General features: G+C 41.8%; 18 protein-coding genes and 1 tRNA gene. 9 read left to right on the forward strand and 10 right to left on the reverse strand.

All coding sequences use genetic code 11. The features are described 5' to 3' along the window. Window positions 1-101: 101 nt before the first annotated feature. Window positions 102-177, reverse strand: a tRNA-Val gene (locus DL796_RS10025). Window positions 178-509: 332 nt separating this feature from the next. Here DL796_RS10025 and gltX point away from each other — a divergent pair. Continuing rightward, on the forward strand, window positions 510-1,928 hold the full coding sequence (gene gltX / locus DL796_RS10030) for a glutamate--tRNA ligase (protein ID WP_110201573.1): 1,419 nt from the start codon (window positions 510-512) through the stop codon (window positions 1,926-1,928). Window positions 1,929-2,006: 78 nt separating this feature from the next. Here gltX and DL796_RS10035 read toward each other — a convergent pair whose 3' ends face one another. Together DL796_RS10035 and DL796_RS10040 are read right to left on the reverse strand one after the other, a co-directional pair. Continuing rightward, window positions 2,007-2,615: a hypothetical protein gene (locus tag DL796_RS10035; protein WP_110201574.1), complete on the reverse strand. Its 609-nt coding sequence runs from the start codon at window positions 2,613-2,615 to the stop codon at window positions 2,007-2,009. A gap of 50 nt (window positions 2,616-2,665) precedes the next feature. Continuing rightward, window positions 2,666-3,484 carry a cyanophycinase gene (locus tag DL796_RS10040; RefSeq protein ID WP_110201575.1) on the reverse strand — a complete coding sequence of 273 codons (819 nt, stop codon included), beginning with the start codon at window positions 3,482-3,484 and terminating at the stop codon, window positions 2,666-2,668. 339 nt (window positions 3,485-3,823) lie between these two features. Between DL796_RS10040 and DL796_RS10045 the strand changes: the two genes are divergently transcribed. The 3 genes from DL796_RS10045 to DL796_RS10055 all read left to right on the forward strand — a co-directional run bounded on the left by DL796_RS10045 (window position 3,824) and on the right by DL796_RS10055 (window position 9,443). Then, complete coding sequence (locus tag DL796_RS10045; protein WP_110201576.1) at window positions 3,824-5,779, forward strand: M1 family metallopeptidase; 1,956 nt, start codon at window positions 3,824-3,826, stop codon at window positions 5,777-5,779. 155 nt (window positions 5,780-5,934) lie between these two features. Next, window positions 5,935-8,835, forward strand: a complete 2,901-nt coding sequence (locus DL796_RS10050) for a M16 family metallopeptidase (RefSeq protein WP_227593058.1) — start codon at window positions 5,935-5,937, stop codon at window positions 8,833-8,835. 17 nt (window positions 8,836-8,852) lie between these two features. Then, window positions 8,853-9,443: a carboxymuconolactone decarboxylase family protein gene (locus DL796_RS10055; RefSeq protein WP_110201577.1), complete on the forward strand. Its 591-nt coding sequence runs from the start codon at window positions 8,853-8,855 to the stop codon at window positions 9,441-9,443. Between the two features lie 5 nt (window positions 9,444-9,448). On the opposite strand, the gene DL796_RS10060 is transcribed toward DL796_RS10055, so the two are convergent. Further along, window positions 9,449-9,925 carry a DUF3465 domain-containing protein gene (locus DL796_RS10060; RefSeq protein ID WP_110201578.1) on the reverse strand — a complete coding sequence of 159 codons (477 nt, stop codon included), beginning with the start codon at window positions 9,923-9,925 and terminating at the stop codon, window positions 9,449-9,451. Between the two features lie 192 nt (window positions 9,926-10,117). Here DL796_RS10060 and DL796_RS10065 point away from each other — a divergent pair, with 192 nt between their 5' ends. Beyond that, window positions 10,118-10,447, forward strand: a complete 330-nt coding sequence (locus DL796_RS10065) for a YegP family protein (protein ID WP_110201579.1) — start codon at window positions 10,118-10,120, stop codon at window positions 10,445-10,447. Window positions 10,448-10,500: 53 nt separating this feature from the next. On the opposite strand, the gene DL796_RS10070 is transcribed toward DL796_RS10065, so the two are convergent. Further along, complete coding sequence (locus DL796_RS10070; RefSeq protein ID WP_110201580.1) at window positions 10,501-11,022, reverse strand: TIGR00645 family protein; 522 nt, start codon at window positions 11,020-11,022, stop codon at window positions 10,501-10,503. Window positions 11,023-11,265: 243 nt separating this feature from the next. Here DL796_RS10070 and clpS point away from each other — a divergent pair, with 243 nt between their 5' ends. After that, on the forward strand, window positions 11,266-11,598 hold the full coding sequence (clpS, locus tag DL796_RS10075; protein WP_110201581.1) for an ATP-dependent Clp protease adapter ClpS: 333 nt from the start codon (window positions 11,266-11,268) through the stop codon (window positions 11,596-11,598). Window positions 11,599-11,653: 55 nt separating this feature from the next. Continuing rightward, a complete protein-coding gene (gene clpA, locus DL796_RS10080; protein WP_110201582.1) occupies window positions 11,654-13,924 on the forward strand; it encodes an ATP-dependent Clp protease ATP-binding subunit ClpA in 2,271 nt (756 codons plus the stop codon). Window positions 13,925-14,018: 94 nt separating this feature from the next. On the opposite strand, the gene infA is transcribed toward clpA, so the two are convergent. The 5 genes from infA to DL796_RS10105 form a co-directional block, all read right to left on the reverse strand. Next, the gene (infA, locus tag DL796_RS10085) at window positions 14,019-14,237 is read right to left on the reverse strand and encodes a translation initiation factor IF-1 (RefSeq protein ID WP_110201583.1); all 219 of its coding nucleotides are present in this window, start codon (window positions 14,235-14,237) and stop codon (window positions 14,019-14,021) included. A gap of 328 nt (window positions 14,238-14,565) precedes the next feature. Beyond that, window positions 14,566-15,294, reverse strand: a complete 729-nt coding sequence (locus DL796_RS10090) for an arginyltransferase (protein WP_110201584.1) — start codon at window positions 15,292-15,294, stop codon at window positions 14,566-14,568. Window positions 15,295-15,335: 41 nt separating this feature from the next. Beyond that, the gene (gene aat, locus DL796_RS10095) at window positions 15,336-16,046 is read right to left on the reverse strand and encodes a leucyl/phenylalanyl-tRNA--protein transferase (RefSeq protein ID WP_110201585.1); all 711 of its coding nucleotides are present in this window, start codon (window positions 16,044-16,046) and stop codon (window positions 15,336-15,338) included. Window positions 16,047-16,171: 125 nt separating this feature from the next. Beyond that, window positions 16,172-17,428, reverse strand: a complete 1,257-nt coding sequence (locus tag DL796_RS10100) for a Y-family DNA polymerase (RefSeq protein ID WP_110201586.1) — start codon at window positions 17,426-17,428, stop codon at window positions 16,172-16,174. Next, window positions 17,428-17,850 carry a LexA family protein gene (locus tag DL796_RS10105; RefSeq protein ID WP_110201587.1) on the reverse strand — a complete coding sequence of 141 codons (423 nt, stop codon included), beginning with the start codon at window positions 17,848-17,850 and terminating at the stop codon, window positions 17,428-17,430. Before DL796_RS10105 ends, DL796_RS10100 begins: the two co-directional genes overlap by 1 nt. A gap of 238 nt (window positions 17,851-18,088) precedes the next feature. Here DL796_RS10105 and DL796_RS10110 point away from each other — a divergent pair, with 238 nt between their 5' ends. Together DL796_RS10110 and DL796_RS10115 are read left to right on the forward strand one after the other, a co-directional pair. Further along, window positions 18,089-20,905, forward strand: a complete 2,817-nt coding sequence (locus tag DL796_RS10110) for a TonB-dependent receptor plug domain-containing protein (RefSeq protein WP_110201588.1) — start codon at window positions 18,089-18,091, stop codon at window positions 20,903-20,905. 89 nt (window positions 20,906-20,994) lie between these two features. After that, window positions 20,995-22,941 carry an alpha/beta hydrolase family protein gene (locus tag DL796_RS10115; RefSeq protein WP_110201589.1) on the forward strand — a complete coding sequence of 649 codons (1,947 nt, stop codon included), beginning with the start codon at window positions 20,995-20,997 and terminating at the stop codon, window positions 22,939-22,941. Window positions 22,942-23,003 lie beyond the last annotated feature (62 nt).

The raw sequence follows: 23,003 nt of genomic DNA on the forward strand, positions 1-23,003 counted from the left end.
GATTCTTGCCGAATCCCTAATTAGACAAAACATAAAGGCAAAAAAAAACCTCTGAAAAATTCAGAGGTTTAAAATAATTCAATCTAAAAGGGTATGGAAAGTGGTGGGTGGTACTGGGCTCGAACCAGTGACCCTCGCCTTGTAAGGGCGATGCTCTCCCAACTGAGCTAACCACCCACATTCCAGAGTTCTGAGTAAGGAAATTCATCTCTTGGATGTGTTCCTCAAGAACGGGGCGCATTCTATGGCTGTATGAGTTTTAGGTCAACTGTTTTTTTATAAAAAGTTAAAAAAAATCTGTTCTTGGCGAATAATTGTGCGAAGTGCATGATATTTAATCGTTATTTTCGATTTAGGCCCTTCATTATAGTATCGCAAGTGAGCCCCTTAACTGTGATTTTTATCAATGAGTTAACTCTGCCTTTATCCGAGCTACAGTTTGCAAAATAGGTTTTGAAAACAGGTCGGCCTTGGTAGAATAGGCGCAACTTTTACCAATCGTAGACATTATGACCGTTAAAACACGTTTTGCACCAAGCCCAACAGGGTATTTACACCTTGGTGGCGCAAGAACCGCTCTCTATTGCTGGCTATATGCTAAAAAGCATCAGGGCCAGTTTGTTTTACGTATCGAGGACACTGATCGCGAGCGCTCGACGGAAGAGTCTGTTCAGGCCATTTTTGATGGTATGGAGTGGATGACGTTAAGCCACGATGAAGGTCCTTATTATCAGACACAGCGTTTTGATCGTTACAAAGAGCAAATTGAGAAAATGTTGGAGTCTGGTGAAGCTTATCGCTGTTATTGCTCAAAAGAGCGTTTAGAAAAGCTTCGCGAGAGTCAGCAAGAGGCTAAGCAAAACATCGGTTATGACGGGCATTGTCGTAACCTAAGTGCTGATGAGCAGGATTTGAGTCAGCCACACGTTATCCGCTTTAAAAACCCAGAAGAGGGTAAAGTAGTCTTTAACGATCTGATTAAAGGTGAAATCGCGGTTAGTAACTCTGAGCTTGATGACTTAATTATCGCTCGTACTGATGGCACGCCAACTTATAACTTCACCGTGGTTGTCGATGATTTGGATATGGGGATTTCCCATGTCATCCGTGGTGACGATCATGTCAATAATACGCCGCGTCAAATCAACATGATTAAAGCGTTAGGCGCTGAGCCTCCGTTGTACGCTCACGTACCAATGATCTTAGGCGATGATGGTAAACGTCTTTCTAAGCGCCACGGAGCCGTTAGTGTAATGCAGTATCGTGATATGGGTTACTTGCCACAGGCGATGCTCAATTATTTGGTTCGCTTGGGATGGTCACATGGTGATCAGGAAATCTTTTCTGTCGATGAAATGATTGAGCTGTTTGATCTTAAAGATGTTAACCGTGCTCCATCGGCGTTTAATACTGAAAAGTTGAACTGGTTGAATCAGCATTATATGAAAGAGTTGCCTGCGGAAGATGTGTTACCACACTTGCAATGGCACATTGACGAGGCTGGACTAGATTTGTCTAATGGCCCGGATATCAAGCGCTTGATTCCATTAATGGCTGAGCGTGTTAAAACTTTGAGTGAGTTAGCTGAATCGGTTCGTTATTTCTATCAAGAGTATGACGAGTTTGATGCAAAGGCCGCTAAAAAGCACCTTCGCCCAGTTGCGAAACAACCTCTTGAGCTCGTTCAAAGCAAGCTAAAAGAACAACTTGATTGGTCAGCAGACGTGTTGCATGGACTGGTTAGCTCTGTGGCGGAAGAGTTGGAATTAGGCATGGGCAAGGTCGGTATGCCGCTTCGTGTCGCGGTAACCGGTTCTGGTATGTCGCCAGACTTAGGTATTACTTTAGAGTTAATTGGTAAAGAGCGTGTGCTACAGCGTATCGATAAAGCCTTAGCCTTTATCGCTGAGCGTGAGGCGCAAAGCTAATTTGCTTTGACAGCAATTACCAAGAATCAAAAAAGCCTGCAAATCGCAGGCTTTTTTGTTGGGGTAAATATTTCTTGTTTATTGAGTAACAGAAGGCTTAACTTGGATGCTTTTAATCGCTTTTAATACGTCTTTAGCATGAACACCTTTTAAGTCGTCAACACCAGCTGTCAGCGTATACTTCATACCACCAACGTGGAAATCCGCCGCCATAACCGAGCGCCAGTTAGATAAAGGGAATACTTGATAACATTTAGTGGCTGCGTGACAGGTATGTTGCGTGTAGCCACCAGCTTTGTGGGTGTCAGTAATATCGATATAGTTTTTACGCTTAGTCTTAGAGCCTGTGCGATAAAGGATGGTAACGCTCGCTAAATCTTTTTTGCTCTTGTCGATATTAAATTCAGAGCGCTTGGCTTTGTAGCCCGTTAATACTGTGTGAACATCATTGCTTTTCAAAGTATAGCTAACATAGCCTTTAGGCATGATATTTTCTTTAACATTCCACGTAGAAGGAATAGTCATATAGTTATTACCGCCTATATGGATATCGTTATAGGTTTTTACTGGTTTTGGCGGTGGCGTTGGCTTTTTAGGTGGCTCAACAGGTTTTGGGCCTGCACATGCCCACAAAAGTAGCGAGCCTGCAACGATAATACCAAGATTCTTCATACTAGATTTTGTCATGTAATGTCACCTAACGAATGATTATTAAAACTTAATTAAAATGTGTAAACCTAAGCCCAGTGTTCGTCATAAGCTTTACTGTCTGCAGCCTTAAAACGACTTCCTGGTGCTAAAATATGCATTTGTAAGCCAAACAGTGAGATATAGTCACCACTGCCGGCCGTTCCCATCGATGAATACTGTAAGTTGCTTGGGTCAATCAAGGTCGCCGAACCTTGGCCGAATATTTGCAACTCATCTTTAGGGCTTATAAATAATGCTGAACCTTCATCTATCCCTATACCGATGGTAAAAGGGTTGTATGAGAGGGCAGTTAATAGTCGACCTAACCTTCCGGGTTGCTCAAAGTGATAGTCGAGCATAAAGCGGTTGGTTAAACCTAATCCTGGAGCCATGGTCACACCATCCTGCTTTGGGGCTACTGACTCTTCACCACCAGCAATCATGTGCTCGCTTAATAAAGCGGCTGCGCCATAACTGCCTACCACATGAACACCATCAGCATTTAACTTTCTAATTTGTTTGGCTACCGGAGTACCACCAATAATGGTTGAAATTTGCAGTGGCTTCTCACCAAGGATAATAACTAACTCTTTGTCGCTCATCTGTTCGAGAAGCTTTGGATTATTAGCGTCTTGGCGACTGCTGATATTGAGCTCAACACAGTCTTCAAAGCCATTGCTTGTTAATACTTTATCCAGCTTATGTTCGATAGAAGAAGGGCCGACGTTAACAATAACCGCTGATGCCGAGGCGCTTAAACAGATACTTCGAATTTGTTCAGCGACAAGATCATCCAGTTGATGCTTACACCCCCCGATAGAAATAATGTAACCTCTATCAAACTTTCCACTACCTAGTGATGGCATTTAATCTTACTCCCACTTTTAAATCGCTTTTAGTGCCAGCACTAACAGCGAATAATATTATCATCAACCTATGCCCAAAAATGTGGCAGAGTTGGTGCTATGCGTAAAAAATACTGACACTTTCCTATTAGATTAAGTTAATTTACCTAACTAACATCTTGTTAAACCGTTAAAGCTTCATTTTAGATTGAATTTTATACAATCATCCAACATTGTGATGTGACCTGTTATTCTGTGCTTTAAGGATCTACAATAAAGCCACTTTAAGTAAGGGCCAAACTTTACTTAAACTTTTAGAATGGGTTAAATATCAAACTTCTACGATAAAAGAGAAAAGTAATGAAGACAAGTTATAAGTATTTACTGCTCGCAGCGGCTTTCAGCTTAGCTGCTTGTCAGCAAGAGTCAGACGATAGCAAAGTCAGTAAAGAGGGCGTTAAACAAGAGCAAACCGTCGACAAAGGCTCTGATAATAACGCAAAGAAAGAAGTAGACGCTAAAAAAGTCGACACTAAACGAGTTGATGAGCACTCCTACGGAAACCTTGATGAGGTTAAGCTTACGCACTTAGATTTAGAGTTAAATGTTAACTTTGAAGCCAAGTCGCTAGAAGGTTTTGTAGACATTAGCTTCGATCGTCTAAAAGACGGTGTGTCTACTTTAGTTTTAGACACCAGAGATATCGATATTCAAAAAGCTCAGTATATGACTGAAGCAGGCTGGGTTGATACTGAATTTGACTTAGCAGACAAGGACCCAGTATTAGGCTCTAAGTTGACAGTCGAGCTAGACGATAGCACAACTAAAGCGCGTGTTTATTACCGCACTCAGCCGCAAGCAAGTGGCTTACAGTGGTTAACGCCTGAGCAAACTGCGGGTAAAAAACATCCTTTCGTTTACAGCCAAGCGCAAGCGATTCATGCGCGTAGCTTTATTCCTATCCAAGATTCGCCAGCGGTTCGCGTGACTTATAACGCAAACTTAAAAACGCCAAAAGACTTATTGGCTGTGATGAGTGCTTTCAACGAGCCTGATACTGAGCTTGATGGTGACTATCATTTCGAAATGCCACAGGCGATTCCGCCATATCTAATCGCGCTTGGCGTTGGTAACCTAGAGTTCAAAGCGATGAGCGACAGAACCGGCGTCTATGCTGAGCCTGGCTTGTTGGATGCTTCAGTGGCTGAATTTAACGACACTGAAGAGATGGTTCGTGTTACAGAAGAAATGTTTGGTCCGTATCGCTGGGGGCGTTATGACTTATTAATATTACCGCCTAGCTTCCCATTCGGTGGTATGGAGAACCCTCGCTTATCATTTATTACACCAACGGTTATCGCGGGCGATAAAAGTTTAGTGAACTTAATTGCTCACGAATTAGCCCACTCATGGTCTGGCAACCTCGTGACTAATGCTACATGGCGCGACTTTTGGTTAAACGAAGGTTTCACTAGCTATGTTGAAAACCGCATCATGGAAGAGTTGTACGGTAAGAAACGTGCTACTATGGAGCGTGCGCTTGATGTGCAGGGTTTGCGTCAAGAAGTTGAAGCGTTACCAAAGGGTGATACCGTCTTAAACGTAAATCTTGATGGTCGTGATCCAGATGATGCTTTCTCTGGCGTTCCTTACACTAAAGGTCAAATGTTCCTGTCATACCTTGAAAATAAGTTTGGTCGTGAAGTGTTTGATGAATTCTTGGTGGAGTATTTCAATAATCACGCGTTCCAAAGCTTAACCACAGAAGAGTTTAAAAAGTATTTAAATGAAAACCTGCTGGAAAAGCATCCTGGTGTGGTGAGCATGGACGAGATAAACGTTTGGATTCATGAGCCAATGCTTCCTGAAATGATGCCAAACCCAACATCTGACGCTTTTACTACCATCGACTCAAAAACTAAGGCATGGCTAGGCGGCGAAACTCAGTTGTCTGAAATGGGCTCTGCTGACTGGACGGTTCACGAGTGGTTGCACTTTATTAATAATTTGCCTGAGGACTTAAACCTAGAGCAAATGAAGCAGCTAGACCAAGCGTTTAGTTTAACGGACTCAACCAACAATGAAATTGCTCATGCTTGGTTAATGTTAGCCGTTAAAACTAATTATGATGTTGTGATGCCACGCCTTGAAACCTATTTAGTTTCAATTGGTCGTCGTAAGCTTATCGTTCCACTATACCGTGAATTGATGGCTACGGATGAAGGCGCCAAGTTCGCTAAGCGTGTTTATAAAATCGCACGTCCTGGCTACCATCCTCTAGCACAAGGCACGATTGATGAAATCGTTGGTCACTAAGGTTTCATAGTTTTATTAAAAAGGCTTTCTTCGGAAGGCCTTTTTTAGGCTTGTGTGGTCTAGAAAGGGGAAGTTTGTTGGACAATATTTAGACTTGCCAATTTATTGCAGCAGTTTAGTATAGTATCCATCTTATTGGACTGATGGGTATTCAAATGAAAATAAAAATGTTTAATGGACTGTTTGCTGTTGCTGCCTCGGCGATGCTGATGTTGGTAGCCTGCACAAGCACTGACAAAGTTGGCTCAAAGCAAAATGCGAAAAGCGACACTGAAGAGCAGGTTGCAGGAAAGAAGGGTAGTTCGAGCTTTGCCATCCCTTATGAAAAATACACACTGGATAATGGTTTAAAAGTTATTCTCCATCAAGACAAATCTGATCCCATTGTTGCCATAGCGACTATTTTCCACGTGGGCTCCAGTAGCGAAGAGCTGGGTAAAACAGGTTTTGCTCATTTCTTTGAGCACATGGCTTTTAACAACTCTGAAAACGTGCCTTTAGGCGCAAATCGTAAAATGATTGGTGAGCTGGGCGGTACGCGCAATGGCGGTACTTGGAATGACGGTACTATTTATTATGAAGTTGTACCAAAGGACGCTTTCGAAAAGCTTTTATGGATCGATTCTGATCGCATGGGCTACATGATTAACACTGTGACTAAAGACGCATTAGAGCGTGAAAAGCAGGTTGTTAAAAACGAAAAACGCCAAAGAGTTGATAATAGACCTTATGGTCACACTGGCGGTGTAATATCTAGTCACTTATACCCAAAAAATCACCCTTATAACTGGCCAGTGATTGGTAGTCTTGAAGATTTGCAAAACGCGAGTCTTGAAGACGTCAAAGAATTCTATGCGAAATATTATGGCCCAAATAACGCGACCCTCGTAATTGCGGGTGATATTGATATTGATGAAACTAAGCGTTTAGTTAAGAAGTGGTTTGGTGAAATCAAGAAAGGGCAGCCAGTTGAAAAGCTAGAGCCACGCCCTGTAACGCTTGAGAAAACTATTTCATTATCGCATGAGGACAACTTCGCCAAGTTGCCTGAACTGCGCTTGGTTTTCCCAACTGTTGAAGAATACCATAAAGATTCTTATGCCCTAGATGCGCTAGGCGAGATTCTATCGCGTGGCAAGCGAGCGCCGTTGTATAAGGTTATTGTTGAAGACAAAAAATTAGCGCCTAACGTCAGCGCCTATAACAGCTCCAGAGAAATTGCTGGTGAGTTTACCATTCGTGTCCGAGCCAATGCAGGCGTGGATCTTGATGATGTTAAAAAGGCAATTGAAGAAGCCTTGCAGAAATTTGAAAAAGAAGGTTTTTCCGATAAGGATTTGCAGCGAATCAAGGTTCGACAAGAAACTCAATTTTATAACAGTATTTCAAGCGTCCTCAATAAAGCCTTTAATCTAGCGACTTACAATGAGTACGCTGGATCGCCGGATTATTTGCAGAAAGATATAGCAGCCATTAAAGCTGTTACTAAAGACGATATCTTAGCGGCTTACGATAAATATATTAAGAATCGTCATTATGTAATGACCAGCTTTGTGCCAAAAGGGCAAATTGAGCTTGCTGTTGAAGGGGCGAAAGACGCTGGTGTAGTTGAAGAAGAAATTGTACAAGGTGCGGAAGAAGAAATTGTGTTATCTGATACAGAAGATTTTCCAAGAACGCCTTCAAGTTTCCCGCGCACTGAGCCACCACTAGGTGAAGCACCACTGTTGACGGCACCAACGGTTTGGCAAGACGAGCTCACTAACGGATTAAAGGTTTTAGGTATTGAGCATAATGAGTTGCCGTTAGTGCAATTTAGTTTAGACATTGATGGTGGGCATTATTTAGATCAGCCTGAAAAGTCGGGCGTGGCTTACATTCTCGCTGAGCTGATGATGGAAGGCACAAAAAACAAGACTGCTGAAGAGCTCGAAGACGCGATTGGCTTATTAGGCGCAGATATTTATATTTCTGCCGGTGACGAGTCTATGACTATTAGTGCTAACACTTTGAGCCGAAACTACAAGCAAACGCTAGCGCTTGTCGAAGAAATGCTGTTAGAGCCCCGTTTTGATGAAGCTGAGTTTGAGCGTATTAAAAAGCGACTTTTAACTTATTTGAAACAGCGAGAAGGGGACGCTCAGTCTGTTGCTTCAGTGGTTAGCCGTAAACTGCTATATGGTGAAGATCATATCCTAGCAATCCCAGTAAGTGGTACTGCTGAAACGGTTTCAGGGATTACTTTGGACGATGTGAAAGACTTTTACTATAAATACTTGTCACCAAGTGTGGCAGCTTTCCACATCGTCGGTGATGTTAAGCAGAGCAAGGTATTAGACTCGCTAACGTCGCTAGAGCGCTCATGGGAAGCGAAAGATGTTGCATGGCCAAGCTATGAGACTAAAGCTGTTGATAATGACCCTAAACTTTACTTTATTGATATTCCAAATGCTAAGCAGTCTGTTTTAGCGGCTGGTCAGCTGACATTCCCTGGCGGCCATGAAGACTACAATAATTTAGTTTATGCGAATAATCGTCTTGGCTCAGGTTCAAGCGCACGTTTGTTCCAGCTTTTACGCATTCAAAAAGGCTACACATATGGCGCTTACTCTTATGTGTCTCGTCGCAAAGCGATGAGCAGCTTTAGAGCACAAACTAGTGTTCGCGCGAACGTTACTAAAGAATCGCTAGAACTTTTGATTAATGAAATTGAGCGTTATAAAGATAGTTTCACCGAAGAAGATCTTGAGACGACTAAAAACATTATACTAAAACGTCAAACGCTTGAGTTTGAAACTCTTGGCAATATGTTGGGAATATTATCCAATATCAGTAGTTATGATTTGCCACTGAACTATTTACAACAAGAGCAGGACGAGCTAACAGGCTTAACCCTAGCCGACTTTAAGCAAACTATTGAGAAATACATGAATCCTAAAAAGATGGATTACTTGATAGTGGGGGATGCTAAAACTCAGCTAAAACGTTTAGAAGAGCTAGGCATGGGCAAACCAATCGTACTGGATATTCATGGCAATGTCCTTACACAAGAATAATTTAAGAGGGTATTGATATGGCATTTTTAGAACCATTGGATAAGGATTTACACCCTGAGTTAGCCGAGGATTTCGCCATTTTTGAGAAAATCTTAGGCTTTGTACCTAACAGTTTACTGACCATGCAGCGTCGTCCGGAAATCGTCAAAGGCTTTGGTGTGTTAACCAAGGCCGTCATGGCGGAAGATGGAGAAGTTGACTTAGGCTTTAAGCGACTTCTGGCTCATTTCGCCAGCCGTGCCGCAGGCTGTCAGTACTGCGAGGCGCATTCGTTAGTGGCTGCTCAGATTCATGGTATTAGCGAAGAAAAGCTCGAATCGATTTGGAATTATCAAACAAGTCCACTTTATACTGAGGCTGAGCGTGTCGCGCTGGATTATGCTTTAGCAGCAGGTGCGGTGCCTAACGATGTTGACCAACCTCTGATGGAGCGCATGAAGCAGCATTGGAGTGATGATCAAATCGTCGAAATTCTTGGCGCTATCTGTCTATATGGTTTCTTGAATCGTTGGAATGATTCCATGGCTACAGAGCTTGAGGAAGTTCCAACCAAGATGGGCGAAAAAGTTTTAAAGCCGGGCGGCTGGGATGGCAAGCGGCATAAATAAGCAGTTTAACGATAGACCTTGCCTTTATAAGTAATTTGGCCACCATCACGACGCCCTTTAGGGTCGTGGTGGGTCCAATGAATAACACCGCCTTTTTCATTCCATTCGTACTGACCGGTAACTATAATTTGCTCACCAGTTTGGATGTTATCGACGCGCGGTGCTAAATCGGTATTGTGAGCCACTAAAACCGTTAGGTTATTGTCTAATCTAATGATAAACCTCTGATGACGTGGCGGATGTAAGTCGTCAGATAATACTTTGTCTACCTGTGCGCTAACCGTAATCATTTTTCCTGACACCTTTTTATCGTAATAACTCTGTAAGGTATCATGGTTGTCGGAATGACTCGTCTTAGGGAAGCCTGTGTCTTCTGGCAGGCGCTCTCCAGTTCCATCAAACTTACCTTCAACTAAATAAAAAACTATCGCTAAGATTGCTAGTATTAAAATTGACAGAGGTTTGTTTTTTGGCTTGGCCATTATTGTCCCTTAATTATCCGTTCTATATTTATGGTTTAATTATGAGTTAACCTAATCTAAGAGCACAACAAAAATGTTTAACATTCTGTTAAAAATTGTGCTAAACGCTTGAGTTTTGTCATTAAATGAGTAAGTATTTGTGCTTAGGGGGCTGATTGTGTTCAGTCTAATTAACAAAGTGAGGTAATAAGAATGGCGGGAAAATTCGTAATTTCAAAGGGTAATGATGGCAAAAGCTACTTTGTTTTAAAAGCTGGAAACGGCGAGGTGATTTTGCAAAGTCAGGGTTACTCTTCTCAATCAGCTTGTGAAAATGGCATTGAATCAGTCCGAAAGAATTCTCAAGACGAAGGTCGTTTTGAAAAGAAAACAGCAAAAGATGGCCGCTTCTATTTTGGCTTAAATGCTTCAAACGGTCAGCAAATTGGTAAAAGCCAAATGTATAAATCAGAGAGTGGCCGAAACAACGGTATCAGCTCTGTTGCAAGAAATGCACCTGATGCAAAAGTTGTCGAAGAATAGTTCTTTGCAATAGGTATATAAGAAAAGCCCCGTCATTTACGGGGCTTTTTTTATTAGTGGTTGTTTCCGCTTTTGGATGTTAAATAATCCATAACTGAAAAGAGCAACCCAGAGATAACAAAAACACCGTGAATCATTAGTTTCCACTGCACAATTTCTAAGCTAATTGTACTATCGTTATCTAGCTGCATGTAGGTTCTCAGTAAATCGATACCTGAAATGGCAACGATGGAACTTATTAGCTTAACTTTCAAAGTTGAAAATCCTACTTTACCCATCCAGCCAGGCTTGTCTTCGTGGTTTGAGATATCGAGCTTTGAAACAAAGCTTTCATAACCACTGAAAATAATAATAATCAAAAGGTTAGCGAGCAATGTCATGTCGACTAACGCTAAAATCCCAAGGATAGTATCAGTCTCGCTAAGGGTCGTAAAATGCGTCAATAGGTGCCATAACTCACGAGCGAAACCGCTTAGGAGTACAAAAATCGAACAGATTAGACCAATAAAAAATGGAGCCAACGCCCAACGACTGTTAAAAATACCTGCTTCTACCGCGTGTTCAACCTTTTTCATCGAAATCCTTATTTCTACTTTTAGAAGTGTGAGTATTGTAATTTAAATACGCTTTCTGTAAATATTTTAACAACAATTTCTGTAAGGAATTGTGTGAGGCTTTAGGCTAGGCGCTTATGAAATAAGGGGCACTGTAAGAACTTGTAAAGATTATAAAGTTACTCGCTTGAACTCCTTCCAAATGCCCTCATTAATAGCCATAATAGAAATGTAAAGCCATTAACCGGCAAGTATTAGCCAAATATGAGTAACGAAGATAAATTTAACGAAGATAAAGATCAAGGATTGGCGGTTGCGGAAGCAAGGCCGAAACTAAAGAAACCGCCAATGTATAAGGTTATGATCTTAAATGACGATTATACGCCGATGGACTTCGTCATTGAGGTGTTGCGTAAGTTTTTTTCCATGGATCAGGAGAAAGCTACCCGAGTTATGCTTCAAGTACATAACGAGGGGCAGGGTGTGTGTGGTATTTATACGCCTGATATTGCTGAAACTAAAGTAGTTCAGGTCAATGAGTTTTCACGTTCAAACGAACATCCGCTGTTGTGCGTGATGGAACCTGAAGACGCGTAAAGCCGCACCCATTAACTCGGCAATGAGCCATTATGGCTTCTAAGTAGAGGTTTATATGCTTGATAAAGAATTAGAGCAGTCGCTAAATAAAGCATTTCATCGAGCTCGTGAATATCGTCACGAATTCATAACTATTGAACATTTGATGCTGGCACTACTGGATAATAAGGATGCCGTCGAAGTGTTGAAAGCGTGTTCAGTAGACCTATCAAAACTGCGCGAAGATTTGGAAAACTTTATAGGTAAAACGACCCCACAGTTTTCTGAAGATAATGAAGATTACGAAATTCAGCCAACTATCGGCTTTCAGCGTGTTCTGCAACGAGCAGTATTTCATGTACAGTCGTCTGGTAAAGAGTCCGTTAGTGGTGCTAACGTCTTAGTTGCTATGTTTAGTGAGCCTGAGTCGCAGGCTGTGTATTTATTATCAAAACAAGATGTCTCAAGACTAGATGTGGTCAACTTTATTTCACACGGTGTGGCTGAAGATGACTTTGAGTCCACAGAAATTGAAGACGAAGTTCAACCAGAAGAAGCGCCTGAGGCAAAGCCGCTAGAGCAGTATGCGATTAATCTCAATAAAATGGCGGAAGAGGGTAAAATTGACCCGCTAATCGGTAGAACTCATGAAGTTGAGCGTGTGGTTCAAATTTTATGTCGTAGACGTAAGAATAACCCGCTACTAGTGGGTGACGCCGGTGTTGGTAAAACCGCCATCGCTGAAGGTCTCGCTAAAAGAATCGTTGATGGTGAGGTACCAGAAGTTATTTCTGATGCTGTGGTGCACTCCTTAGATCTAGGGGTGTTACTAGCAGGTACAAAATATCGCGGTGACTTTGAGAAGCGCTTAAAAGCGGTGTTAGCTCAGCTTAAAAAAGAACGGCACGCAATTCTCTTTATTGATGAGATTCATACCATTATTGGTGCTGGTGCTGCCTCTGGCGGCACTATGGATGCTTCGAACTTGATTAAGCCTGTGTTGGCTAATGGTGAGTTACGCTGCATTGGTTCGACAACGTTCCAGGAATACCGTGGTATCTTTGAGAAAGATCATGCTCTAGCCAGACGCTTCCAGAAGGTGGATATTAACGAACCAAGTGTCAAAGAGACGGTTTCTATTCTTGAAGGTCTAAAAGAGCGCTACGAACAACATCATCAGGTTAAATACACTGCTTCGGCATTGAAAACTGCAGCAGAGCTTTCTGCGAAATACATCAATGACCGCCAGTTGCCGGATAAAGCGATTGATGTTATTGATGAAGCGGGTGCACGTCAAAGAATAGAACCTGAAGATAAGCGTAAGAAAGTCATCGAGCCTGTAGATATTGAGCAGGTTATTGCCAAAATTGCTCGAATTCCTGAAAAGACGGTGTCTTCTTCTGATAAGAAATTATTACAGAACCTAGATCGCAACTTGAAAATGGTGGTTTTCGGTCAGGATAAAGCGATAGATACCTTGTCAGAGGCTATTAAGCTGTCGCGAGCAGGCTTAGGACAGGAAGGTCGCCCTGTAGGTTCTTTCTTATTTGCAGGCCCTACAGGTGTTGGTAAAACAGAAGTTACAAAACAGCTAGCCAAACTGATGGGCGTTGAGCTGATTCGCTTCGATATGTCGGAGTATATGGAGCGACACACGGTTTCCAGGTTGATTGGTGCGCCTCCTGGTTATGTCGGCTATGACAAAGGTGGTTTATTAACCGAGTCTGTGAATAAAAATCCGCACGCAGTTGTGTTGCTTGATGAGATTGAAAAAGCCCATCCAGATGTCTTTAACTTGTTATTACAGGTTATGGATCACGGTACTTTGACCGATAACAACGGTCGCAAGGCTGATTTCCGTAATGTGGTGTTGGTAATGACCAGTAACGCCGGGGCGCAGGATTTGGTTAAACAGTCTATCGGCTTTAAAGACCAAGATTTATCGCGCAACAGCGAAGAAGCAATCAATAAAACTTTCTCACCTGAGTTCAGAAACCGACTGGACGCGACAGTTTGGTTTAACGCACTTCCGAAGAAAGTCATTCTATCGATTGTTGATAAGTTCCTTACCGAGGTACAAGGCCAACTGGATGCTAAGCAGGTTAACCTTCATGTAGATGATGATGCTCGAGAATGGTTTGCTGAGCATGGTTATGATGTCAACATGGGGGCGCGTCCAATGGCTCGTCTGATCAGCGATAAAGTTCGTAAGCCACTTGCTAATGAAATATTATTTGGTCAATTAGTCGATGGCGGCGATGTCTATGTTTCGCTAAAAGATAAAGCTTTGGATATTCGTATCGAGCCTCTTCAGAAAAGAATCGCGCAAAGCGAAGAAGCTGAATAGTTTTACTTAGTATACCTTTGTGGGTAGAAGCCTAACAAAAAAGGTGTTACTGACTCCAGTAACACCTTTTTTATGTTCAACGACAAATTGTTAATTAACGCGAACGGAAGGTGATTCTACCTTTTGATAGATCATAAGGGCTGATTTCTACTGTCACTTTATCGCCCGTCAAAATACGAATATAGTTTTTACGCATTTTGCCCGAAATGTGAGCAGTAACAACGTGACCATTTTCAAGTTCTACTCGAAACATGGTGTTTGGTAGGGTGTCCAGAACTTTACCTTCTAGTTCAATTACGTCTTCTTTTGCCATTCGGCCTCTCTCTCCTGTGGAATACAATTAACAAGATGTCTAAAAATTGGGCGTATAATGCACTATTTGGCGCACAATCGCAAAAATATTTTAACACTTTTTAGTTAAGCGGTATTACTCAAGAGCGTAAAAATATGAGCTATTCGCTATTTTTAAACTTTACTCTTAATTAATTTTACTGATCAAACGTTTAAAGCAAAAATTTATATTAGAGCTCCAAACTAAAGAACCAGGGCACATTTAGGGGTTGCGACTGTTTTCTTAGGGAGCGCTAATTTAAGTGATTGATAAATAAGGAATGAGCAACTAAGTCAGGAGATATTTTCGATTATTTCGGAGGTTCCAGTCTAAACCAGCGTTTATCTCTAAAAACCTCAGCGGGTTGGTATTTTACTTTATAGTCCATCTTTTGGCATCCTTTTACATAATAGCCGAGGTAACAATACGGCAAGTTCATGGCTTTGCAGAATTCGATGGATTTCAGAATCACAAAAACACCAAGGCTTTTGTAGTCAGTTGAGGTGTCGAAAAAAGAATAAACCGCAGATAGTCCGTCATCTAACACGTCTAGGCATATCACGGCGATCAAGCGCCCCTTATCCCTTACTCGTAGTAACACCGTATCGCACCAGTCAGAGAACAAAAAGTCAGAGTACTGCTGTTTTGAAGGAGGGTACATGTCGCCATCTTTGTGGCGCTTACTGATGTATTGTTGATAGAGTTCATAATCCTCTTCATAGCAATCTGCTGTTTCTAAGGATACTTCGAAATGGTTGTTTTGCTTTAATACGCGGCGCTGGCTTTTTGATGGTTTGAACTGCTCAACCATTACTCGATAGGCCCAACAAGCAGAGCAACCCTGGCAATAGGGGCGATAAACATGCTCACCACTGCGTCTAAAGCCTTGGCGGCTTAATTCTGAATACAGATCGTTATTCAACAGCAGACTGGGATCTGCAAATACAGATACTGCAATCTTATCATCTAGGTATCCGCAGGCATGTTCTGGGCCTTTAAATAACCTGATGTGTTGTGTTGGTTTTTCCTTTTGAGTCATAGCCTTAGGTTACTACTCTCAAAAATATTTTACTACTAGCTTTAGCGCCAATCTAAAAGCTGTTTTGGTTGCCAGAGATCGTCTGGCTGTTGCCAGTCTGAGTGCTTTGCTAGGAGTTCTAAAAAGTTCTCTCTAGTAATATCTACAGCGCCCATGCTGTAAAGATGTGGGTTACCTACTTGACTGTCGAGCAATATAAAATCATTTTTAAGTAGATAGTTTGTAAGATAAATCAGTGCAAATTTCGAGGCGTTTTTTGCGCGACTAAACATCGATTCGCCAAAGAAAAAGCGACCTAAACTCACGCCGTATAAGCCCCCAACTAGCTCATCGTCTTTCCAAACCTCAATAGAGTGGGCGAAACCTTGTGAGTGAAGCTCTTGGTAGGCGCTTTTCATTTCGGGCAAAATCCATGTTTCGGGTTCTTTGGCTCGTGGTGCAGCGCACCCATCAACCACAGCTCCGAAGCTTTTATTTATGGTAATGGTATAAGTAGATTTGTTTAACTCGCGCTTCATCGAGCGGGAAACATGTACGTCATCCAACAAAAACACACAACGTGGATCCGGTGACCACCATAAAATCGGCTCGCCTTCACAAAACCAGGGGAAGATCCCACTTTTATAAGCTTCGATTAATCGTTCAACGGACAAGTCGCCACCAACCGCCAATAACCCATTGGGGTTTTCTTGAGCCAGATCGGCAGGGGGAAATAGAGGCGACTGATCTAATAAAAATATATCGTTGCTCATTAAATTTTTCTTTAGCGTTGATTGGTTTTAATGCTGACTATAGTAGCTTAAATTATCCACTAAAGTAATCTTCTCAGTGCTTACAATCGCTGCCTTTGAAGTGCTTAAAGCTGCTTTTTCTAAAGTTACTTTATTTGGATAATATCGCTCCAGCGACTGGTGTAGTGGGGCGAGCGAGCATTAGCACGCATGGCCCATCGCTTTTCAAAACCGAGACTACCAAACTTGATTGTATCCTTACCGTATTTTGAGTTAATGGTGTCGAGGCTTTCCATCAGTTCTGGGCGCTGTTTCGAGTTGGCAAAGATATCAGACTGATAACCGTTGCTTGGTACTATGCCATAAAGAGTAATGCCTGCTTTTTTATAAGTTTGATGCTTTTGAAAGAGGTTATCTAAGCCCTGATTAACTGCTTGCAAAAATAACCCCGTATCGTCGCTAGGCTCAAGCAAGGATAAGTTTGTGCTGAGTTGCTGTCTGTCTTTTGTATGAAGGTGGACTTCGATATTACTTGCTAGAGATTGCTGTTGACGCAGTTTTTCACAGCATCGAGTGGTGTGGTAAGCCAGTGCTTCCTTGAGATCTGCTTTATTGCTAATAGGAGTGCCGAAGGAACGCGAGTTTAAAATTGACTGTTTTGCAACAGGGTGTTGACTCAGTTCAAGGCAAGGCTGGCCGCGTAACTCGAGAATGGTACGCTCCATGTTGACGGAAAACATACGCTGTAAGGTTTTATAGTCTGCGTTATGCAGCTGCCAAGCATTATTGATACCTTGAAACCTCAGCTTTTGCGCGAGGCGACGACCAACCCCCCAAATATCCTCAACCTCAAGGTGCTGGAGTGCCCATTTGCGATGATGGTCATTCCGTAAGTCTACAACGCCTGTGCTGGATTTCTTATGTTTCTTAGCATAGTAGTTAGCGACCTTTGCTAGAGTTTTGGTAGGACCAAGCCCAATACAGACTGGCAGCGACAAGCATTGCAGTAGCGTTTCTCGTAATTTCTGGCTGCGTTCGACGAGGTCTTCTTCAAACCCTTGAAATAAAAGGAATGACTCATCCACAGAGTAAGGCGCGACCTGATCGGAAAAACGTTGCAGTATCTGGTTAAAACGCTGGGAGATATTGCCATATAAACCATAGTTTGAAGAGAACCAGGTAATGTTATGCTTTTCTATTAATGGCTTTATCTGAAAATAGGGCGCCCCCATTTTTATACCAATGGATTTGCAATAGTCGCACATGGCTATGGCGCAACCATCGTTATTGCTGAGCACCAAAACCGGTTTGCCTATTAAATCCGGGCGAAATAGTCGCTCACAGGCAACATAAAAACTATTTACGTCGCATAAGGCGTAGGTTGCTTCATGCTGTGGAAGCATTAGCGGAAATTCCTAGCTAAGCCAGTGACCACACCCCAGATAACCAACTCATGCTCACCCGTAATCTGAATATCAGCATAATTTGGATTTTCAGCTTTTAAACATAAGCTGTTACTGGTTTTCAGGCGCTTAACCGTAAATTCATTATCAAGTAGCGCCACCACGATATCGTTTTCTTTTGCAGATACTGAGCGATCGACAATTAATATGTCACTCTGAAAAATCCCAGCTCCCGTCATCGAATCACCCTCAACACGAGCAAAGAAGGTTGTTTCAGGATGCTTTATCAAAAGTTGATCAAGGCTTAGTGTATCTTCCATATGCTCATCAACAACGCCTGGAAAGCCCGCGGATACGCGACCTGAATAAAAGGGAAGTGAAGAGTTGCTGCTACTCGGTATGAAGATGGAAACCTTGCTCATATTAAATCCAGAAAGAGATACGGAAAGATATATAAGCTATAGATTAACATAATTGAAAGTTACGATATAAGCGCAAGCCAACTAAAATGACTAAGAAAACAAGGTTATTAATTTATTTCATGTAAGCAATTAATAAAATTGAATTTTTGCTTCTCAAACACGAAATATTTTATTAGTATTGAGTAGCCGGAATTTTTTCTGGCAGGAATAACAAATAAACTAGGGGAGATTTAGAACAATGACAAAGCAAAACATTATCGCGAAAGCGGTAAAGTTGGCGCTTTTTGCTACAGCCTCAGTTGCTTTCTCTGCAACGGCTTATGCCGCGGAAGAGGATAATGATGATGAGCAGCAGGAAGAAGCCAAAGTAGATACCGTAACTGTTGTGGGTTCTCGCTTGAAGCGAAACCATGTAGAAGGTGCCTCGCCAGTATTGATTATTACTGGTGATGATATGAAAAAACAAGGCCATACAACAGTTTTTGATGCCTTGAATGATTTAACCATAAACAACGGTATTCAAATCGAAGGTCCTGAATTTTCAGGTGGATTCACTCCAGATATCCGCACATTGAACATTCGTGGTTTTGGTGTGGGTAACTCTCTAACTCTGATTAACGGACGTCGTGTTGCAAACTATCCAGCTGCCTACCAAGGTAGCAGCTCTGCTGTAAACTTTGGTGCTATTCCTCAGGCCGCGATTGAGAGAATTGAAGTACTTAGTGGTGGTGGTTCTTCAATCTATGGTTCTGATGCAGTTGCAGGCGTAGTTAATATTGTTCTTAAAGAAAATGTTGATGAAACAACTGTTAACGTAATTTATGGTCGCCCAGTTGAAGCTGAAGGAAACGATTACAGAGTTGATTTAACAACTGGCACGGTAACTGAGAACGGAAACTTCACAGTAGGGGTTTCTTATCGTAAGACTGACCCTATTAGCGCTGGTGATTACGATAAGTATGACTCAAATGATGATTACCCTTATGCAGATATAGAGTCTCCAACGCTTAACTTCGACACTTATGTATTAGATCGTAACTCATTTACATTAGTAGATCCGGGTAACCAATGTGAAAACTTTGGTTCAGAAAGATTCTTATACTCAGAATCTTTAGGTTATATGTGTGGTCGTGACAATATTGCGCTAACAAACTTCCGAAATGAACGCGAGCAATTATCTGTTTTTGCAAATGGTACATATGACCTTGGGGATGTGGAGCTTTTCGGTGAGCTTTTATACAACTCAAGTGAATCATCGGTAGACCGCTATAGTATTTTCATTCAAGAGCGTATCTTTAATGTAAATAATGGTGATTACTATACAGTCTTAAGAAGTTTCTATGAGTCAGACCTTCAGCGCTCGCTAGATTCGAAGTTCGAAGACAACTCGTATAATGCATCATTTGGTGCTAGAGGTTACTTTGGTGACCACGAATGGGAAACTTCCGTTTACCGAAGTGAGTACGAGCTTGAAAGTAGCCGTGTACGCTTTAAAGCACAAGAAGCAATTGACGTTTTCTTTGGTGACTTCTTAGGTTATGCGGGGGCAACGCCTGTATTCCAAGGTAATGGTACTTTCGGCTTGTGGGATAACTTATTTGCTCAGGTTGATGACTCAAATCGAGATCTGGTAAATAGTGCTTTAGGTACTCAGACTTACGGTAACGAAACATCATCAACTGGTGCGCAATTCATGTTACGTGGTGACCTGTGGGATATGGAAGCAGGCCCTGTGTCCTACGCTGCAGTTCTTGAGTACGAAAAGCAGGAGTTGAAATTCAAACCTGACGAGTTAATTACGCAAACTCCTCCTTTCCCTTACACTAGTGGCTCTGGTTGGTTAGGCTTAACAGGTTATGATGGTCAAGGTGATAGAACACGTACCGCACTTGGTATGGAGATGAACATCCCGTTCCATGAAACATTTGACTTAAACATAGCTGCTCGTGCGGATAAATACGATAAAGACTCATCATCTATCGGCACTCGAGTTACCCCATCGGTGAAGTTTGAGTGGCGTCCAGCAGATAACTTCTTATTCCGTGGTGGCTACTCAGAATCCTTCCGAGCTCCTGATTTAGTTCAGGTATATAGCCGCACAGGTTTCTACACTACAGTAACTGATTTATATTCTTGCTGGCAGAGCCTAGGTGAGCCGGGAACATTTGACGCCATAGATGAATGTACTGGAACACAAATTTTTGCTCGCCGATTAGGTCCTGGTGAAGTTGGTAATGAGCCACTTAAAGATGAAACTGGTGATACACGTTGGGCTGGTTTTGTATATGATATTACTGATGACTTGACCTTCCAACTAGATTGGCAAAAAGTTACTCTTGAAGATCGAGTAGCTCAGCTATCTTCAAGCTCATTATTGTTCCGTGAGTTCGAATGTTTAACTAATGGCTCTGTACAAGTAACAGGCTCAAGACCATCGCAAGACTTATCAGACATTAGCTGTGATCAGGTTTCTAACCTAATTACACGTGTATACAACCCTGATGACGATGTTGATGAGATTAATTCTTTTAACGTTACTCCGCGTAACATTTCAGAAGAGTCTGTTGAGTCTCTAGATGCTCGCTTAATGTATGGTTTCGATATTGACTATGGTCGTTTTGACTTCGTAGTTAACTATTCTCACTTATTAAGTCACGAGTTTGATGGTGTTGAGTTACGTGATGACCCAATTCTTGGCGGCTGGGAGCCTCGTTCTAACATTAATGCTACCGCAGCATATAGTTATAATGACTTTGGAGTTGCGTTAACAATGTTGCGCCGTGGTTCTACAACAGTTTATGACCCAGGTCACCCGCTTGTATTGGATGGAACTCTTAGCGATAGAGTGCCACCACACTTCCGTTATAACTTAACAACATCTTATAACTGGACTTCAGACTTCCGAACTCGTTTAACGATTCGTGATTTGTTTGATAATGGTGCACCAAGAGATAGAACTATCGATGCAAACTCCTTCCCATGGTACAACAACTTTGTATACGGTGGTGCAGGTATCGGCCGAGAGGTTTATCTTGAAGCAACATACGTATTCTAATCTGTTTAGATACGAAATGAAGCCTCGCATATGCGGGGCTTTTTTTAATACTAATAAAAACAGTACAAACCGTTACAAATGGAATCAATATGAAAAAATTTAAGTGCATTATACTTATCTTGCTTGCTATCCCCTTTGGGTTACAAGCAAAAATGACGGTGGAAGACTTCTTCAAGTATCCGCAGGCAGACAGTTTAAAATTATCACCGGATGGTAAGTTTTTAGCTGTTAGAGGTGAGGCTTCTGGTAAAAAAGAAGTCTATATTTTAGACAGAAAGACAAAAAAGATAAAACAGAGGTTTTTCTTTCCTAAAGATTACGAAGCAGGTCAGTTTTATTGGGTTTCTAATAAACGCCTAGTTGTATCACGAAATAAAAAAGTAGGTCCTTTAGATCTACCAGCACGTACAGGATATTACTTTGCTGGTGATGTAGACGGCTCGAAGAAGTATCAAATCTGGCCTCCCCGGAATAAAGCCGGTGCATCCTCTTCTATTCCTAAAGGTTTTAGGGTAGTTGATACCCTAGATGGAGATGACGAGAAAGTTCTAGCAGTAATGTATGAAAGAGGCTACCCAGGACTCTATGAGTTTGATGTTTATTCTAGTCGTTACAAAAAACTTGAGACTGGAGCTGTGAAAGGCGGAAGCTTATTAATTGGTGAGAATAATAAAGCATATGTCAGTATTGGTGTGGACGACGATGACCAAAACCTAATTTTGCTCTATCTAAAGAATAAAGAGGGAGAGTGGGAGAAGTTTGCAGAGTTTAAACGTGAAGATGGCATGATTAGTCCTCTACAAGTTTATGATAATGATAGTAAGTTACTAGTTTTTTCTAATGTTGATGAAGGAAAATCTGGGCTTTACTCAATTGATTTAAAAACAAAAGAGAAGAAGTTGCAGTACCTTTTGGAGGGCGATGCTGACATCGAAGATTATGTCTACGAATTTAAATACGATGACCCTAAGATAATTGGGGTAGAGCGTCAGCCTAACTATCCAGAGGTTACAATTTTCGATAAATCATCAAAAGCTTTTAAGATTCAATCCATGCTGGAAAGTGCATTTCCGGATAAGGTTGTTGACATAGGCCAACCGACTAGAGATAACCGTTTCGCTATTGTAAAGGTTTCAAATGACCAAGACCCTGGCTCATTCTATTTGTATGATTCTGAAAAGAATAAGCTCTCGTTTGAAATGAAGAGCTTGCCTTGGATTGAAACTGAGGAGCTTGGTTTAAGGCATCCTGTTTCTTTCAAAGCCAGAGATGGTCTGGAAATCCGTGGTTACCTGACCTTACCTAAGGGTAAAGAAAAGAACTTGCCTATGGTAGTGTTGGTACACGGTGGCCCTTATGGTCCTTATGACCGTTGGTATTATGACCCAGAAGCTCATTACTATGCCTATAATGGCTATGCAGTGCTTCAAGTAAACTATCGAGGTTCTGGAGGACGAGGAAGAAGCTTTCAGTTCGACCATTACAAAAAGATGGGGCGCGAGATGCAGGATGATTTAACTGATGCAACGCTATGGGCTGTTGAGCAAGGGTTTGCTGATAAAAATCGAATCTGTATTGCTGGTGCCAGTTATGGTGCTTATGCGGCTTTGATGGGGGTGGTTAAAGAGCCTGATTTGTACCAATGTGCTATTGGTTATGCCGGAGCTTATGATATTAAGGTCTTTAAATATTCAGATATCTATGAGCGAGAAAGTGGTCGTGAGTTTTTGAACGATGCTTGGGGTTATGACAATGAGGAGTTTGCTTATGAACGCTCTCCCGTTAATTTTGTAGACAAAATTAAAGCAGATCTATTGATTGTTCATGGTACTGGTGATCGAAGAACACCAATAGAGCATTATGAGGTTCTTACAGAAAAGCTTGAAGAAGCCAACATCCCATACGATTCATTGGTTAAACCAAATGAGGGACATGGCTTTGCCGATGAAGACAATCGTGTAGAAGCTTATACCAAAATGCTACAGTTCCTAAATAGGAATTTAAAAAGCAGAGTGACCAGTTCTCGAGTGAACTAAGAAAAAAGCCGCGTTAAGCGGCTTTTTTTATACTTTAATTTCAGCTTAGAGGCTGAGACATA

It is taken from the genome of Kangiella spongicola (assembly GCF_003194565.2).
Lineage (GTDB): Bacteria > Pseudomonadota > Gammaproteobacteria > Enterobacterales > Kangiellaceae > Kangiella > Kangiella spongicola.

Excerpts from the sequence above, each read along its gene's own strand:
- DL796_RS10105 (WP_110201587.1), bottom strand. The coding sequence starts at position 17,850 with ATGAGCAAGGTTTCCATCTTCATACCGAGTAGCAGCAACTCTTCACTT.
- DL796_RS10070 (WP_110201580.1), bottom strand. The coding sequence starts at position 11,022 with ATGAAAAAGGTTGAACACGCGGTAGAAGCAGGTATTTTTAACAGTCGT.
- gltX (WP_110201573.1), top strand. The coding sequence starts at position 510 with ATGACCGTTAAAACACGTTTTGCACCAAGCCCAACAGGGTATTTACAC.
- DL796_RS10055 (WP_110201577.1), top strand. The coding sequence starts at position 8,853 with ATGGCATTTTTAGAACCATTGGATAAGGATTTACACCCTGAGTTAGCC.
- clpA (WP_110201582.1), top strand. The coding sequence starts at position 11,654 with ATGCTTGATAAAGAATTAGAGCAGTCGCTAAATAAAGCATTTCATCGA.
- DL796_RS10040 (WP_110201575.1), bottom strand. The coding sequence starts at position 3,484 with ATGCCATCACTAGGTAGTGGAAAGTTTGATAGAGGTTACATTATTTCT.
- DL796_RS10065 (WP_110201579.1), top strand. The coding sequence starts at position 10,118 with ATGGCGGGAAAATTCGTAATTTCAAAGGGTAATGATGGCAAAAGCTAC.
- infA (WP_110201583.1), bottom strand. The coding sequence starts at position 14,237 with ATGGCAAAAGAAGACGTAATTGAACTAGAAGGTAAAGTTCTGGACACC.
- DL796_RS10050 (WP_227593058.1), top strand. The coding sequence starts at position 5,935 with ATGAAAATAAAAATGTTTAATGGACTGTTTGCTGTTGCTGCCTCGGCG.
- DL796_RS10110 (WP_110201588.1), top strand. The coding sequence starts at position 18,089 with ATGACAAAGCAAAACATTATCGCGAAAGCGGTAAAGTTGGCGCTTTTT.
- clpS (WP_110201581.1), top strand. The coding sequence starts at position 11,266 with ATGAGTAACGAAGATAAATTTAACGAAGATAAAGATCAAGGATTGGCG.
- aat (WP_110201585.1), bottom strand. The coding sequence starts at position 16,046 with ATGAGCAACGATATATTTTTATTAGATCAGTCGCCTCTATTTCCCCCT.
- DL796_RS10115 (WP_110201589.1), top strand. The coding sequence starts at position 20,995 with ATGAAAAAATTTAAGTGCATTATACTTATCTTGCTTGCTATCCCCTTT.
- DL796_RS10035 (WP_110201574.1), bottom strand. The coding sequence starts at position 2,615 with ATGACAAAATCTAGTATGAAGAATCTTGGTATTATCGTTGCAGGCTCG.
- DL796_RS10060 (WP_110201578.1), bottom strand. The coding sequence starts at position 9,925 with ATGGCCAAGCCAAAAAACAAACCTCTGTCAATTTTAATACTAGCAATC.
- DL796_RS10100 (WP_110201586.1), bottom strand. The coding sequence starts at position 17,428 with ATGCTTCCACAGCATGAAGCAACCTACGCCTTATGCGACGTAAATAGT.
- DL796_RS10045 (WP_110201576.1), top strand. The coding sequence starts at position 3,824 with ATGAAGACAAGTTATAAGTATTTACTGCTCGCAGCGGCTTTCAGCTTA.
- DL796_RS10090 (WP_110201584.1), bottom strand. The coding sequence starts at position 15,294 with ATGACTCAAAAGGAAAAACCAACACAACACATCAGGTTATTTAAAGGC.